The sequence below is a fragment of the Amycolatopsis sp. M39 genome, from assembly GCF_001651785.1.
Taxonomy (GTDB): Bacteria; Actinomycetota; Actinomycetes; order Mycobacteriales; family Pseudonocardiaceae; genus Amycolatopsis; species Amycolatopsis rubida.
Genome location: NZ_LWSF01000004.1, coordinates 369,505 through 384,407, shown reverse-complemented (window position 1 = coordinate 384,407; position 14,903 = coordinate 369,505). Strand labels below are relative to the sequence as shown.

The window sequence follows — 14,903 nt, the reverse complement described above, 5'->3', positions numbered from 1 at the left end:
CCGGACCAGATGGTCGGGCTTCGGCTGGTCGCGTTGGCGGACCGGCTGTACGACCGGGCGATTCCGGTGGTCGTGTCCGGCGTGCCGCTGCCCGAGCTGTTCGGCGAGGAGATGCTGAACGGCGGTTACCGCAAGAAGTACCTGCGCGCTATCAGCCGGTTGACGGCTCTCGCGCGCGACGCGGTGACAGCGCCGCCCGCATCGCGGTGACGACTGCGGGTGCGAAGCAGACGCCGCCGGCAATATCGGTCAGGTAGTGGTAGCCGAGGCCGATCATGCCTACGGCTGCGCAGCAGACCAGCACTGCGCCTACCGCAACAGCAACTGCCTTGAACCGGATCAGCAGTACTACGACGGCGAGCACGGCTACCAGGCTGACGGTGTGGCCGCTCGGGTAGACGAGCGTGCCCCCTTTCCAACGGTCGAAAGCGGGTTTCAGCACCCAGCTGTTGAGTGCGATGGCGACGAACGGGCCTGCCACAGCAAGCAGTGCGTCCAGTCGGTTGCGTCGATAGAGGCAGATTCCGGCGATGACCACGACGGCCGGGATGAGTACGTACGGCTCGGTGGGCAGCACGAGCGTGTTCAGCAGTCCCGGGCTCAGCGTCGAGGCAGACCTCTCGGCCCATCGGTCCACTGTGCCGGGAGCGTAGGGCGCGACGAGCAGTCCCAATACGACTGTGGCGAGCGCGCAGAGCGCGGCGAAGAGGGCGAGAGTCCGCCTGGCGGTCACGGGACGAAGCCTAGTCACATTCAGGGCGGCGCGCGGGTCCTCCTTTTCGACACTGATTGGCGGGCTAACGGGGGACATCGAAATCCACGGGACTGTCGAGGATGGCTTCGAGGCGGTCCACGAGGAGTTCGCGAGCGAGGGCGTGCAGCTGGCGGTCCGCGTGCCTGGGCGGCCGGTGGTTGATCTCTGGGCGGGCGAAGTCACGGAGGAGACGCTGACCGGCATGTATTCCTCGGCCAAGGGGGCGACCACGCTGGTGGTGGCGTTGCTCGTGCTGGACCTGGACGAGCTGGTCGCGCGCCAGTGGTCGGAGTTCGCCGCCGCGGGCAAGGGCGGAACCACCGTGCGCGACGTGCTGACCCATCGTTCCGGCGTGATCGGGGCAGACGGCGGGCTGTCCGCTGAAGAAGCTGCGGACGATCGGGTGATCGCGCGACGGCTGGCTGGGCAGCGGCCGGGATCTGCTTGCGGTTACAGCGGATTCGCCGGGCTCTCCGTCGTCGCGGAGGCGGTCCGGCGGTCCGGCGGGACACCGGGCGGTCGGTGCAGGAGCACTTCGAGACGCGGATCAGGGAACCGTACGGCTTGGACCGGTATCTCGGGCGGCCCCGGGGCAGGCCGGTACCGCGAGGTGCTGCCCGGGGAGGCGAGCGCGGAGGAACTCGCCTCCCCGGGCCTACGTTCCGAGCCCGTACAGTCTGGGCGGCCGGCTACGGGCTCGATTCGACGCCGCCGCTGGATCAGGTGGCGTTCGTCAACACCCGGCGGGTGCGGGCGCTCGGGCAGGTTTCCGCAGGTGGGGATGGCAGCGCACGTGGGCTGTACGCGGCCGCGGTGTCCGGTGTGGACGGACGGCCGCCGTTGCTCGAACCCGGCACGTTCGGTGAGTTCGCGATGCTTCATTCCACCGGCCGCGACCTGGTGACGGGGGATGCGGGTCAGTACGCGCTCGGATTTCCGGCGAAGGGGTTGCGGTATCCGTTCCTCAGTGCGAATGCGTTCGGGCACAACGGGTCCGCCGGGGCCGACGTGGACCCGCGCGGCGGCATCGCTGTCGGGTACCCGCGGCGGCAGTTCTCCGCGACCTGGTCCTCTCCCGGACACGACCGGCCGGCCGCGGCGGCCAGCCGGGGAGAGCCGGGTAACCGCCGTGATGGGATGCTTGTCCCATGTCGCTGTTCTCGCGCCGTCCGGCCGAAACCCCGTCTGGCCCGTTCCGCTTCCGGATCTCCGGGATCTACCAGATCCCGACGCGCGGAATCGTGGTCACCGGCACGGTCACCGACGGCACCGTCCAGGTCGGCGCGAACGCCGTGGTGCGGCTGCCGGACGGCGCCCGCCAGGTCGTGGTGACGAGGATCGAAACGGCGCGCCGCAAACGGCAGTCCGCGGCAGCCGGTGCCGAGGCCGGGCTCTACCTGTCCGGCCTCAGCGCCGACGACATACCCGCCGTGCCGAGCGGCGACGGGCAGCGGCAGGACAACAACGCGCTGAGCGGCGTCGAGGTGACCTCGGCCTGAACGGAAACTCGGTGTGAGCGTCACCTCTGGTGTCTTCACGCGGAGTGCAGTAAACACCCATTGTGCTCAATTCACCAGAACCGCGGCGGTCGTCGGCGCTCCGGCTGATCCGGTTCCTGCGGCTGGTGTACGCGGTGCCGCTCGGGCTCGCGATCGCGGGCGTCGTCGGCGGGTTCGTCCTCGATTACGGCTGGTACGTCGCGGCCGCGTCGGTCGGCATCAGCCTCACCATCATGGCGCTGATCCTCGGCAGCATCGCCAGGTCGCTGCACGGGACCGCGTCCCCGCAGAGCACGCGGTTCGTCCAGCGGCACGGCGACCGCGCGCTCGCCAAGATCGAACGCCTGAAAACGACCGGAACGCAGGTCAACGACGCCTACGTGACCGAATTGAAGCTGGTCGTCGCGCCACCGAACGAGACCGCGTACCGGGCGACGGCTCGGGAGTTGATCCATCCGGTGCGTTCCGCGGCGTATCAGCCGGGCACGGTCGTCGTGGTCAAGCACAGTCCGCGGTATCCCGGCACGGTCGTGGTGGACGCCGACCCGCCGCGGGAATGGACTGAGCGGCCGTGGCAGGCCGGGGTCATTGGCGAGGAGCGCACGCCGGAACCCGAAGCGCGGCAGGGGAATGCCGTCGGGCGGCTGGCGATGACGGTGGTGAGCACGGTCGTCGTCGCGGTGGCGCTGCTGGTGCCGATCCGTGCCGACGTTCTCGGCCAGCTGCTCTCCCCTCCGGACTTGTTCACCGCGGACGATTTGCGTGCTGGCGTGGCGAAACTGTCCGCGGAGAGCGAGCGTTTCGAAGACCTGACGGTGGAATCGGACCAGGTGCGCGCCACCGTTCCCGGCGCGTACCTCAGCTATCGCGGCGGCGCGGTCAGACGAGACTCGACCAGTACCGGCAAGCCCGACAAGCAATTCTCCGCGAACGAGGTCAACTTCGCCGCGATACCCGGCCTCGTCGCGAGTTTCGGCGGAGACCCGGCGGACGCGCGCGTGAGCATCCGCCGCGAGGCTGCCGGAATCACGATGACCGTCCGGTCGGCCAATGACAGCGACCGCCAGCTGGTCGCGGACGCGAAGGGCGTGCCGGCGCTCACTGCGGACGCGTTCACGGAGAACGGTTTCCGGCAGGTCGCCGAGTTGCTGACCAAGCTGAGCGGCCGCCAGGAAGCGTACGAGGCGATCATCCGGACCGACCACGTCGAGTTCCAGGTACCCGGCCCAGGTCCGGGCACTTCGGACGACTACGACTGGTATCGCGGACGTCTCGTCGAACACCGGCCCTCGCCGATCCAGCCGGATCCGGGCGCGCCGCTGTTCGCGGTGTCGAACCTGTCGCCGAAAGCGCTGCCCGCGATTCTCGCGAAGGTGAACGAGCGCATGCCCGGCTTCCCGCGCGACAAGGTTTCGGTCGCACTCAGGGAGAACGACGGAACGTGGAGCCTGACCACGTCCGTCGAGGACGAGTACGGTCGCGGTATCGAGGTGACTGCTTCGCCGGACGGGTCGACCGTCGCGGTGCTGCCCACCCGGTGACCGCCGCCCGGAAAACGGCGGTCACCGAGCAGGTCAGCCGCGTACGACCTGGGCGATCGCGTCGACGCCGCGGTCCAGTTCGGCTTCGGTGATCACCAGCGGCGGCGCGACGCGCAGCGTGCGGTCGTGCGTTTCCTTGCACAGCAAGCCCAACCCGGCCAGAGCCTCGGACGCCGCCCGTCCGGTCGGACCGCCCGGCGCGATGTCGACGCCAGCCCACAGACCCCGTCCGCGGACCTCCGACACGCCGTCGCCGACCAGCTTCGCGAGCCGCTCGTGCAGGTGCGCGCCGAGTTCGGTGGACCGCTTCTGGTACTCGCCGGTCTGCAGCATCCGCACCACGGCGCGGCCGACCGCGCAAGCCAACGGGTTGCCGCCGAAGGTCGAACCGTGTTCGCCCGGCTTCAGCACGCCCAGAACGGCACGGCTGCCGACCACTGCGGACACCGGGACGATGCCGCCGCCGAGGGCCTTGCCCAGCGTGTACAGGTCAGCGCGGACGCCTTCGTGTTCCAGCGCCAGCACTGTGCCGGTGCGTGCGAGACCGGACTGGATTTCGTCGGCGATCATCAGCACGTTGTTCTCGTCGCACAGCCGTCGCACTGCGGCGAAGAACCCTTCGGGCGGCACGACGACGCCTGCCTCGCCCTGGATCGGCTCCATCAGCACGGCGGCGGTGCGCGGCGTGATGGCTGCTTTCAACGCTTCCGCGTCGCCGTAAGGCACCTGGACGAAGCCCGGCGTGAAGGGGCCGTAGTCGGCGCGCGCGGTTTCGTCGTCGGAGAACGAGACGATGGTGGTGGTGCGGCCGTGGAAGTTCGACGCCGCGACCACGATTTCCGCCGTGCCCGCCGGAACGCCCTTGACCTGGTACGCCCACTTGCGCGCGACCTTCACCGCGGACTCCACGGCTTCGGCCCCGGAGTTCATCGGCAGCACCATTTCGGTGCCGGTCAGCTCGGCCAGCTCGCGGCAGAACAGGCCGAGCTGGTCGTGGTGGAACGCGCGGGAGGTGAGCGTGACCCGGCCCAGCTGCTCGGTCGCGGCGGCGATCAGCTCGGGGTTGCGGTGGCCGAAGTTGAGCGCGGAGTATCCGGCCAGGAAGTCCAGATAGGACTTGCCGGCCACGTCGGTCACCGAAGCGCCCTCGGCTTCGGCGATCACGACCGGCAGCGGATGGTAGTTGTGCGTGCTCCATTGCTCGTCGAGCGCGATGAAGCCGTCGGAGGAGGTGGGACGCGCGGTGCCGGCAGGCTGGACGGACGCTGTCATGCGTTCAGGCTAGAGGCCGTTCGCGGGGAGTTCAGCCGGGAAACGTTGCTTTCCCCCGTCGTTCGTTGCGCAATCGAGGGGTCTTGCCGGCGATTCGCTGCGCCGCTCGCTCGACCGGATGACACCCGGCCGGACCGGGGGGAGAAGTCCCCGGGTTCGCCGGCCCCTCCGGTTATCGTCCCGGGATGGCGAAGAAGCAGCAGAACGGAAACCGGGTCCGCGACGCGCTCCGGGCGGGCGACGAGCTGCCGGACCCGGCTTCGTCGCCCGTGGGGCCGGAAAAGAAGGCGAAAGGCGGCAAGAAACTCGAGTCCGCCGGGGAACGGCTCGCCGGGTTGCAGGAAGCGTTGTACGCGGAGGGCATCGGCGGCGGCACCCGCAGCGTGCTGTTGGTGTTGCAGGGTATGGACACCTCCGGCAAGGGCGGCACCGTCGGGCACGTGCTCGGCCTAGTGAATCCGATGGGTGTGCAGTACGCCGGGTTCAAGAAGCCGACGGCCGCCGAGCTCAAGCACGACTTCCTGTGGCGCATCCGCAAGAAGCTCCCGTCGCCGGGCCACCTGGGCGTGTTCGACCGCTCGCATTACGAGGACGTGCTCGTGCCGCGCGTGCTCGGCCAGCTTCCCGCGGCCGAGCGACGGAAGCGCTACACGCAGATCAACGCGTTCGAGAAGGAGCTGACCGACAACGGCACTGCCGTGGTGAAGGTGTTCCTGCACATCTCGCCGGAGGAGCAGCTCCGCCGGCTCACCGCGCGGCTGGACCGGCCGGAGAAGCGCTGGAAGTTCGACCCGTCGGACATCGAGGCGCGCCGGCAGTGGTCTGCGTACCAGAAGGCGTACGCCGACGTGTTGAAGCGCACGTCGACCGCGCACGCTCCGTGGTACGTCGTACCCGCCGACCGCAAGTGGTACCGGAATTGGGCGGTCGCCGAGCTGCTGGTGGAGACATTGACCGACCTGGACCCGCAGTTCCCGGAACCCGCGTATGACGTCGAAGAGCAGCGAGCCGCGCTGCAGGGTGTTGGCGTGTCCGGCTGAGCATCTGAAAGAGTGCTGGTCGTGACCGATTTCGCACTCGACGATGTTCCGTTCCTCCGCCAGCAGGCCCGCACCCAGCGGTTCACGCTCGGCGCGCCCAAGCAGTTCCGGGTCGCCCCGGACGGTTCGCGGGTGCTGTTCCTGCGCAGCGCCACCGGCACCGACCCGCGGCACAGCCTGTGGTCGTTCGACCTCGCGACCGGCGAGGAGACGAAGCTGATCGACGCCGCCGAGCTGGTGTCCGGCGACGAGGACCTGCCGCCGGAAGAGCGGGCGCGCCGCGAACGGGCCCGGGAGACCGGCGGCGGCGTGGTGGCCTTCGGCGTCGACGACGCGTTCACCGTCGTCACGTTCACGCTGTCGGGCAAGCTGTACACGCTCGACCTGGCGACCGGCGAGACGCGCATCCTGGTCGACGGCTCCGTGATCGACCCGCGGCCGAATCCGACCGGCACGCACGTCGCGTACGTGCGCGAGCGCCGGCTGCACGTGATCGAGCTGTCGACCGGAGAGGACCGCGTGCTCGTCGGCGAGGAGGACGAGGACGTCACCTGGGGTCTCGCGGAGTTCATCGCGGGCGAGGAGATGGATCGCACCCGCGGCTACTGGTGGGCGCCGGACGGGCGCAGCGTGATCGTGGAGCGCGCGGACCGCGGACCGGTGCCGCGCTGGACGATCGGCGACCCGGCGAACCCGCAGCAGCCGGCCAACGTCGTGGCGTACCCGTCGGCGGGCTCGCCGAACGCCGAGGTGTCGCTCGCTGTGCTGAGCCTGGACGGCAGCCGCGTCGACGTGGCACCAGGCGACTGGGAGTACCTGGTCACCGTGCACTGGTCGGCGGGCGGGCAGCCGCTGCTGGCCGTGCAGCCGCGGGACCAGAAGCGGCTGACCGTGCTCGCGTTGGACCCGTCCGACGGTTCGGTCGCCGAGGTGCACACCGAGACCGACGAGCACTGGGTCGAGATCTTCCAGGGCGTGCCCGCGTGGACCGCGGACGGCAAGCTGATGGTGGAAAGCGCGGCGGACGGCGATCACCGGCTCGTGGTGGACGGCGAACCGGTCACGCCGCCGGGCATGCAGCTGCGGATGGTGCTGCACGTCGGCGACGAAATCCTTTTCACCGCTTCGGACGACGACCCGACGCAGATCCACCTGTACCGCACCGAAGGCGGCACGGTGCGTCGACTGTCCACAACGGACGGCGTGCACGTCGGTTCGGGCAGTGCGGCTCTCACGGTGCTTTCCTCGTGGAGTCTCGACCACAGCGGGCCGCGAGTGGTCGTGCTGCGAGACGGCGTCGAGGCGGGTTTGATCGAATCGTCCACTGTGGACCCGGAGATCGTGCCGAACCTGACCTGGCTCACACTCGGCGAACGGCGGCTGCGCGCGGCTTTGGTGCTGCCGCGAGGATACGAGCCCGGCGAGGGCAAGCTGCCCGTCCTGCTCGACCCGTACGGCGGCCCGCACGCGCAGCGGGTTCTTCAGAGCCGCAACGCTTTCCTGACCCCGCAGTGGCTCGCCGACCAGGGTTTCGCCGTGCTGGTCGCGGACGGCCGCGGGTCGCCCGGCCGCGGACCCGCGTGGGAGAAGGAGATCGCGGGCAAGCTCGCCGACGTCACGCTGGCCGACCAGGTCGACGCCCTGCACGCGGCCGCCGCCGCGTATCCCGAGCTGGACCTGGAGCGGGTCGCGATCCGCGGCTGGTCCTACGGCGGCTACCTGTCCGCGCTCGCCGTGCTGCGGCGGCCGGACGTGTTCCACGCGGCGGTCGCGGGCGCGCCGGTCACCGACTGGTCGCTGTACGACACCCACTACACCGAGCGTTACCTCGGCAAGCCGGACGACGAACCGGAAAGCTACGAGCACAACTCGCTCATCGCGAGTGCCGGTTCGCTTGAGCGGGCGCTGCTGATCGTGCACGGCCTGGCCGACGACAACGTCTTCCCGGCGCACGCGCTCCGGCTTTCCTCGGCGTTGCTGGCGAAGGGCCGCGCGCACGGCTTCCTGCCGCTCGCAGGCGCTACGCACATGACGCCGCAGGCCGAGGAGGTCGCGGAGAACCTCATGCGCACCCAGGTCGAGTGGATCCACCGGGAACTGGCCGCCCTCGGGAAGGAGCGCTGATGTCCCGCTGGGGGTTGACGATCCCGCTCACCGGCGTCCCGCTCGTCGAACAGCTGCCGGATCTCGGGTGCACCGCCGTCTGGAGTGCCGACGCGCCGCTCGCGCTGGCTGTGTTTTGATCGTGCCAGTTTCGCCGTCGCGGCGGGATCGCCTTAGAGCCGGCACGCCGACGCGATCCCGCGTTTCGGTCCGGTCGGAACCACCCCTTGGCTCAAGCCAGGCGCATCCGCGACACAGTGCGGTTCCTGCGTTCGGCGTTGGCGGGGGAGAAGGTGACCGGGGAGTACGAGACGTTCTCGGTCAGCAAGTTCCGCTTGGCGCGAGCGGCCGATCCGGTGCCGTCGATCATGCTGGCGGCGCTGCGGCCGGGCATGCTGCGGCTGGCTGCGGAAGAGACAGACGGAGCGAGCACGAACTGGCTCGCCGCTTCGGGCGTGCCGAAGGTACACGAGGTCGTCGGCCCGGATTTTCGTGTGTCCCACCGAGGCCGCGGCGGCCGCGTCGAATCGTGCCGTGAGCAGGTGCGGTCCTATGTGGACAACGGGCTGACCACGCCGGTGCTGCCGACCGGCGGCGACGTCTTCGAGCAGGTGCGCGGTCTCGCTCCGCCGCGCTGACCCCTTCCTCGCAACGGCCGGTGCTCCCCGTAACGGGGAGCACCGGCCGTCTTTCGCGCGGGCATCCGCTCTGGCCTGCGGTTTCGCCGGGATGTGGCCCCGCTCGCGGCGTGCCGGTGGGTGTCCGTATTGTTGCTCAGGGTAAGGCAAGGTTACCCTAAGAAAGGCGGCTCCATGGCGGATGCGCCCTCAGCGCCGACGGCCTCGTCCGGTGTCGCTTCGGCGGAGTGGCTCGCGGGTGGCTCCGGCGGTGCGGACCGGCTGGCCCAGCTGCTTCCGGCGGCGCTGCGCGGGATGGCGGCGGGCACGGCCGAACGCGGCGGTCCGGTCCCGGCGGGCGGCCCGGCCGCGGTGGCGGCGACCCTCGCCCGCACCCAGTCCGCCGACGGGCTCCCTCGGCACGGAGTGGGCGCCGAACAAGCCCTGGAAGAGCTTTCCGCCCTGCTCGCCGCCGGATCCGCCGATCCGGCCGATCCGGCGTGCGCCGCGCACCTGCACTGCCCGCCGCTGGCCCTTTCCGTGGCCGCTGACGTCGTCGCCGCCGCGCTGAACCCGTCCATGGACTCCTGGGACCAGGCCCCGGTCGCGAGCGAGATCGAGCGCGAGTTCACCACCGGGATCGCCCGGCTCTGCTACCCGGACGCCACCCGCCCGGACGCCGTCATCACCTCCGGCGGCACCGAATCCAACCTCCTCGGCCTCCTGCTCGCCCGGGAATCCGCTGTCACACGACCGGTTTGCGGAGCGAATTCGCACCACAGTGTCGCTCGCGCCGCATGGCTGCTCGGACTGCCCGCGCCGGTCGTAGTGCCGTGCGTGGACGACCGCATGGTCCCGTCCGCCTTGGCCGAGGCGTTGGCGCCCCTTGGTGCGCAGGCCGTGGTCGTCGCCACCGCAGGCACCACCAACACCGGCCGGATCGACCCGTTGCCGGAGATCGCCGAAATCTGCCGCCGGACCGGAGCGCGTCTGCACGTCGACGCGGCGTACGGCGGTCTCGCGCTCTGCAGCGAAACCCTCCGCTCCCGCGTCGCCGGGCTGGAGCTAGCCGATTCGGTCGCGCTTGACCTGCACAAATTCGGCTGGCAACCGGTCGCCGCCGGCGTCTTCGCCGCGCGCGGGGAGACCGATCTGCAGGCGCTCACCGTCCGCGCCGAGTACCTCAACGCCGACGACGACACCGAAGCGGGACTGCCCGATTTGCTCGGCCGTTCGCTGCGCACGTCCCGGCGTCCGGACGCGTTCCGGATGGCGGTCACGCTGCGCGCGCTCGGCGTTTCGGGGATTGGTGCGCTCGTGGAACGCTGTTGTGCCAACGCTTCCGGCGTGCACGTGCTGGTCGAAGACCATCCGGCGCTGCGGTCGTGGGGCGCGCCTGAACTGTCCACAGTGGTCTTCCGCCCGGTGGCGGCCGACGAACTGCCGGGAACGGCCGGAGACGACCTGGTCGCGCAGGTGCGCCGCACGCTTCTGGAGGGCGGCACCGCGGTGATCGGTCGCGGCGCGCTGCCGACCGGACCGGACGGCGAGGCGCAGCTGTGGCTCAAACTCACCCTTCTGCACCCGCACACCACACCCGCCGACTACCGCGCGCTGCTCGACGCGGTGGCCGCGGTCGCGGCTGACCTGCGCACGAGCGTCACCCGGGAAAGCCCGGTCGCGTCGTGAGGCGCTACGACGTCGCCGGGGTCGGGATCGGGCCGTTCAACCTGTCGCTGGCAGCGCTGGCGGATCCGCTCGACCAGCTGGAGGTGGTGCTGTTCGACGCCCGTCCCGAGTTCCGCTGGCACCCCGGGCTGCTCCTGGACGGCGCGACGCTGCAGGTGCCGTTCCTCGCCGACCTGGTGACGCTCGTCGACCCGACCAACCGCCATTCGTTCCTCAACTACCTGCGCGAACGCGGCCGGTTGCTGCCGTTCTACTTCGCTGAGCGGTTCCATCCGCCGCGCGCCGAGTACGACGACTACGGCCGCTGGGCCGCGTCCAGGCTGCCGTCGTGCCGGTTCGGGCACGAGGTCACCGGCTTGCGCTGGATCGACCGTGAAGAGGCGTTCGAGCTGACCGTCGATGGTGTGGAACCGGTGCTGGCGACGGCGGTCGTGCTCGGCGTCGGCACTCAGCCGAACGTGCCGGAACCGTTGCGGCCCTTGGTGTCTGCGTCCGATGTGCTCGCGCTGCATTCCGCGGACTACCTCACGCATCGGCCGGAGCTGATCGCTGCGGATTCGGTGACCGTGGTCGGCTCAGGTCAGTCGGGCGCTGAGGTGTTTCTCGACCTGCTGCGTGCGCGATCCGCTGTGGACGGTCTGCGGTGGCTCGCGCGGACGCCCGCGTTCGCGCCGATGGAGTACTCGAAGCTCGGCCTGGAGCAGTTCACTCCGGACTACACCGCGTACTTCCACGGCCTTCCCGAAGCGGTCCGGGACAAGCTTCTCCCGGCGCAATGGCAGCTGTACCAAGGGATCGACGCCGAGACGATGGCGGAGATCCACGACGAGCTGTACCGCCGGAGCATCGGCGGCGGCTGGCCGGGCGCGGCGCTGACGCCGGGCGTCGAGGTGGTGTCCGCGACGGTCGGCGACGGGATCGAGCTGGGGCTGCGGCATGTCCAGCAAGGAACGACCGCGCCGCACCGGACGACCGCCGTGGTGGCTGCCACCGGCTATGCCGAAACGCCGACCGGGCCGTTGCTGCGGGGACTCGGCGAAGCGGTCCGCCGCGATGCGCGGGGGCGGCTCGTGATCGGTGCCGGCTATCGGGTCGAACTCGACGTGCCGGGTCCGTTGTTCGTGCAGAACGCGGAACGGCACACGCACGGTCCCGGCGCGCCGGATCTCGGGCTCGGTGCGTGGCGGGCGGCGGCGATTCTCAACGCGGTATGCGGAAAACCGGTGTACGACCTGCCCGGACGGACAGCGTTCACCACGTTCGGCCTCGACCAGACGGAGGACCTGTGACCCTGACCGACGACGCTGCTTGGCGGGCCGCGGGCTCGCTCGTCACGCACAAAATGCTCGGCGAGTTGTCCTACGAAGCGATGCTGGTGCCGGAGCCCGGCGAACCGACGCGGGCCGGACACCGCGGCTGGCAACTCGACCTGCCCGACGGCGTTTCGTACCGTTTCGAAGCACGCCGAGGCGCGTTCGAGTCGTGGACAGTGCGGCCCGGCAGCGCGATCCGGATCGCTGGCGGCGTGGAAGCCCCGGCGGACGATCCGCGCGCGTTGGTCGTCGACGCACGCGAACGGCTGGGTCTCACTGGCTTGCGATTGGCGGACGTCCTCGCCGAGCTGACCTCGACGGTCGCCAACGAGGCAACCCGGTTGCGCCGCGCACCGACCGCCGCCGCACTGTCCACGACGGACTACAACCTCGCCGACGGTCATCTCACCGGCCACCCCCGGCTGGTCCTCAACAAGGGCCGCGTCGGGTTTTCCGCCCGCGACCGTGCCCGTTACGCACCCGAATCCGGAGCGGACATCCGGCTGCGCTGGTACGCCGTGCACCGCGATCTCGCACAGTTCCGCAGCGTGGCCGGGCTCGACGCGGAAACCCTGCTGCGCGACGAGCTGGACGATCAGACCCGCGCCGAGTTCACCGCCCGCACGGCACAGCTCGGCGCTCCCGCCGACTACGTCTGGGTGCCGGTGCATCCTTGGCAGGCCGACGAGATCATCGGCACGCTGTACGCCGCCGAACTGGCGACCGGCCGGATGGCCGAACTGGGGGAGAGCCGCGACGTCTACCGTCCACATCAGACAGTCCGGACGCTGGCCAACCGCTCCCGGCCGGACCGCCACGACGTGAAAACCGCTGTCTCCGTGCGAAACACGCTCGTGTACCGCGGCCTGAACTCCGCGGCGACGCTCGCCGGGCCGTCGGTCACCGAATGGCTGCGCGGGATCGACGCGGCCGACCCGCTGCTGTCCGGGAAGTACCGCTTCGAGCTGCTCGGCGAGGTCGCGAGCGTTTCGATCCGGCATCCGCTGTTCGGCTCGCTGGAGGAGCTGCCGTACCGGTTCCACGAAACGCTCGGCGCGCTGTGGCGTGAGCCGCTCGTCGCCCGGCTCGCCGAGGGGGAACAGGCGATCTCGTTCGCCGCGCTGCCGTATCGCGATGCCGCTGGCGAGACCGTGCTGACCAGGCTGATCACGCAGTCCGGCGGCGGTGCGGAGGCGTGGTTGTCGCGGTTGTTCGACCTGCTGCTCACCCCGTTGCTGCACTGGCTGCTCCAGTACGGCGTCGGATTCTGCCCGCACGGCCAGAACCTCGTGCTCGTGGTGGACGCGGACGGCCGCCCGCTGCGCATCGCGATCAAGGACTTCGCGCAGGGCGTCGACCTGCTGGACGAGGAACTGCCCTGCTACGCGGACCTTCCGCCGGACGCCGCCGCCGACATGCTGCGCTGGCCCGCGCATCTGCTCGCGCAGTCGCTGTTCAGCTCGGTTTTCTCCGGGCAGCTGCGGTTCTGGGCGGAACTCCTGCTGGACGATCTCGGGCTGGCGCGCGGCGGCTTCTGGGCGCTGGTGCGCGAGGTCGTCGGCCGCTACCGCGACGAAAACTCCGAGGTGGCCGAGCGATTCGACGCCTGCCGGTTGTTCGCGCCGGACGTCGAGCGGGTCACGCTCAACCGGGAGCATCTCGCCGGACAGGGCTTCGACAAGGTGGAACGCGACGACGAGTTCGACGTTCGCTGGGGCCGCGTGCCCAATCCGCTGCACGCGCCCGATCCGGACGGTGCCTGGTGAGCCCGTTCGACCGTCCGGTCGGGCCGCGGTCGCTGGCCGTGCGCGCCGAAGCGGGCTCGGCCGCGGCCGAGGTGCTGCGTCGAGTGCTGGCCGAGGACGGCGCTCGGCTGGTGCTTTTGGTGCCCGATCCGCACGCGCGGTTCGCGGCGGTCGAGCTGGCCGCGCCGTTCGCCGCCGAGGTGCTGGACAGCGGATACGGCGTGTGCAGCTACGTCTTCGCCTGGACGCCGGAGCGCGAGCCGCTGCCGGAGGTCGACGCGCTGAAGCCGTATCTCGGCGGGTTCGGCGACCTGCGCGTGCGGCTTGACGCGGCGACGGCTTTTCGTCTCGGCGACCAGACGTGGGCGGTGGTCGGGGACGCGGAGCTCCCGTCCGGCGAACCGGCTGGGCTGGCGCCGCGGACAGTGGTGCGGACGCAGCTGGCGCGGCTGGAAGAGCACGGGCTGGTTCCGTCGATCGGGATCGAGCACGAGGTGGTTTTCCGTAGTTCGGCAGAGGAACCGCTCACCGGTCATGGCGTGGACTATGCCCTCGGCGGCACCGAACGCCTCGCGCCGCTGCTGGCGGATCTGCGGTCCGCGACGGCCGGTCTCGGCGTGGAATCGGCGCGGGCGGAGTGTCACCCGGGCCAGTACGAGGTCGTCCTGCGGCATCGCGACGCGCTCGCGGCCTGCGATGACGCGTTGCTGCTGCAGATGGTGACCCGGCGGGTGGCCGCCCGGCACGGCGGGCGAGCCGACTACCTCGCCGCACCGGAACCCGGTCAGGGGAATTCATGCCACGTTCACCTGTCCCTGTCCGCTTCGGACGGACCAGCCGGGTTTCCGCTCGCGCTGGGGGCTTTTCTGGCCGGAGTGCTGCGGGACGCGCGAGCGTTGTCCGCGGTGTGGGCTCCGACCTGGAACAGCTATGTCCGGCTGCGCACCGCTCCGTTCTCGCCGCGTGAACTGCGGTGGGGGCCGGACGACCGGACGGCCTCGATCCGGTTGTGCGGGACGTCGCGGCTGGAGTTCCGCTTCGCGGGCGCGGACGCCCAGCCGCATCTCGTCGTCGCCGCGCTGATCGCCGCCGGTACCGCGGGCCTGGCAGAACAGCTGTCGCCGCCGGACGCGGGCGCTCTGTGCGGACAGCTGGCGTCGTCGCCGTGGGAGGCGCTGGAGCTGCTCGAAAGGGGGCGGGCCGCAGAGTTGCTGGGGGAGGACGTCGCCGCGCAGCAGGCCGCGTTGCTGCGCGAGGAACTCGACGCCGCGCTCGGCTCGGTGACCGATCTGCACCGGCGGCGGGGCGCCTTGCGCTCGTGAGGACTTGC

General features: G+C 70.5%; 12 protein-coding genes and 1 pseudogene. 11 read left to right on the top strand and 2 right to left on the bottom strand.

Annotated elements, in window-relative coordinates; all coding sequences use genetic code 11:
* On the top strand, positions 1-210 hold a 210-nt coding region (locus A4R44_RS50225), incomplete at its 5' end, for a cell division protein ZapE (RefSeq protein ID WP_232791580.1).
* Here the strand turns inward: A4R44_RS50225 and A4R44_RS12350 are convergent.
* Positions 152-733: a phosphatase PAP2 family protein gene (locus tag A4R44_RS12350; protein WP_067579357.1), complete on the bottom strand. Its 582-nt coding sequence runs from the start codon at positions 731-733 to the stop codon at positions 152-154. The genes A4R44_RS50225 and A4R44_RS12350 overlap by 59 nt on opposite strands.
* On the opposite strand from A4R44_RS12350, the gene A4R44_RS12345 reads away from it, so the two are divergent.
* The 3 genes from A4R44_RS12345 to A4R44_RS12335 all read left to right on the top strand — a co-directional run bounded on the left by A4R44_RS12345 (position 681) and on the right by A4R44_RS12335 (position 3,794).
* Positions 681-1,658: a serine hydrolase domain-containing protein gene (locus A4R44_RS12345; RefSeq protein WP_067579355.1), complete on the top strand. Its 978-nt coding sequence runs from the start codon at positions 681-683 to the stop codon at positions 1,656-1,658. The genes A4R44_RS12350 and A4R44_RS12345 overlap by 53 nt on opposite strands.
* Before the next feature lie 244 nt (positions 1,659-1,902).
* Positions 1,903-2,253, top strand: a complete 351-nt coding sequence (locus tag A4R44_RS12340) for a hypothetical protein (RefSeq protein ID WP_067579353.1) — start codon at positions 1,903-1,905, stop codon at positions 2,251-2,253.
* A gap of 62 nt (positions 2,254-2,315) precedes the next feature.
* Positions 2,316-3,794 (top strand): hypothetical protein, encoded by a 1,479-nt coding sequence (locus A4R44_RS12335; RefSeq protein WP_067579352.1) that lies wholly within the window; start codon positions 2,316-2,318, stop codon positions 3,792-3,794.
* Positions 3,795-3,827: 33 nt separating this feature from the next.
* Here the strand turns inward: A4R44_RS12335 and rocD are convergent, their stop codons facing one another.
* Positions 3,828-5,066: an ornithine--oxo-acid transaminase gene (gene rocD / locus A4R44_RS12330; RefSeq protein WP_067579350.1), complete on the bottom strand. Its 1,239-nt coding sequence runs from the start codon at positions 5,064-5,066 to the stop codon at positions 3,828-3,830.
* A 185-nt stretch (positions 5,067-5,251) separates the two neighbouring features.
* On the opposite strand from rocD, the gene A4R44_RS12325 reads away from it, so the two are divergent.
* The 7 genes and pseudogenes from A4R44_RS12325 (at position 5,252) to A4R44_RS12295 (ending at position 14,895) form a co-directional block, all read left to right on the top strand.
* Positions 5,252-6,106, top strand: coding sequence for a PPK2 family polyphosphate kinase (locus A4R44_RS12325; protein WP_067579348.1), 855 nt, complete (start codon positions 5,252-5,254; stop codon positions 6,104-6,106).
* A 21-nt stretch (positions 6,107-6,127) separates the two neighbouring features.
* On the top strand, positions 6,128-8,230 hold the full coding sequence (locus A4R44_RS12320) for a prolyl oligopeptidase family serine peptidase (RefSeq protein ID WP_067580152.1): 2,103 nt from the start codon (positions 6,128-6,130) through the stop codon (positions 8,228-8,230).
* A pseudogene (locus A4R44_RS12315) lies at positions 8,230-8,847 on the top strand (LLM class flavin-dependent oxidoreductase). The gene A4R44_RS12320 and the pseudogene A4R44_RS12315 overlap by 1 nt, the downstream one beginning before the upstream one ends.
* 174 nt (positions 8,848-9,021) lie before the next feature.
* Positions 9,022-10,515 carry an aminotransferase class I/II-fold pyridoxal phosphate-dependent enzyme gene (locus tag A4R44_RS12310; protein WP_067579346.1) on the top strand — a complete coding sequence of 498 codons (1,494 nt, stop codon included), beginning with the start codon at positions 9,022-9,024 and terminating at the stop codon, positions 10,513-10,515.
* Positions 10,512-11,804, top strand: coding sequence for a lysine N(6)-hydroxylase/L-ornithine N(5)-oxygenase family protein (locus A4R44_RS12305; protein WP_067579344.1), 1,293 nt, complete (start codon positions 10,512-10,514; stop codon positions 11,802-11,804). Before A4R44_RS12310 ends, A4R44_RS12305 begins: the two co-directional genes overlap by 4 nt.
* Positions 11,801-13,594: an IucA/IucC family siderophore biosynthesis protein gene (locus A4R44_RS12300; RefSeq protein WP_067579342.1), complete on the top strand. Its 1,794-nt coding sequence runs from the start codon at positions 11,801-11,803 to the stop codon at positions 13,592-13,594. Before A4R44_RS12305 ends, A4R44_RS12300 begins: the two co-directional genes overlap by 4 nt.
* Positions 13,591-14,895: a glutamine synthetase gene (locus tag A4R44_RS12295; RefSeq protein ID WP_067579340.1), complete on the top strand. Its 1,305-nt coding sequence runs from the start codon at positions 13,591-13,593 to the stop codon at positions 14,893-14,895. The genes A4R44_RS12300 and A4R44_RS12295 overlap by 4 nt, the downstream gene beginning before the upstream one ends.
* Positions 14,896-14,903 lie beyond the last annotated feature (8 nt).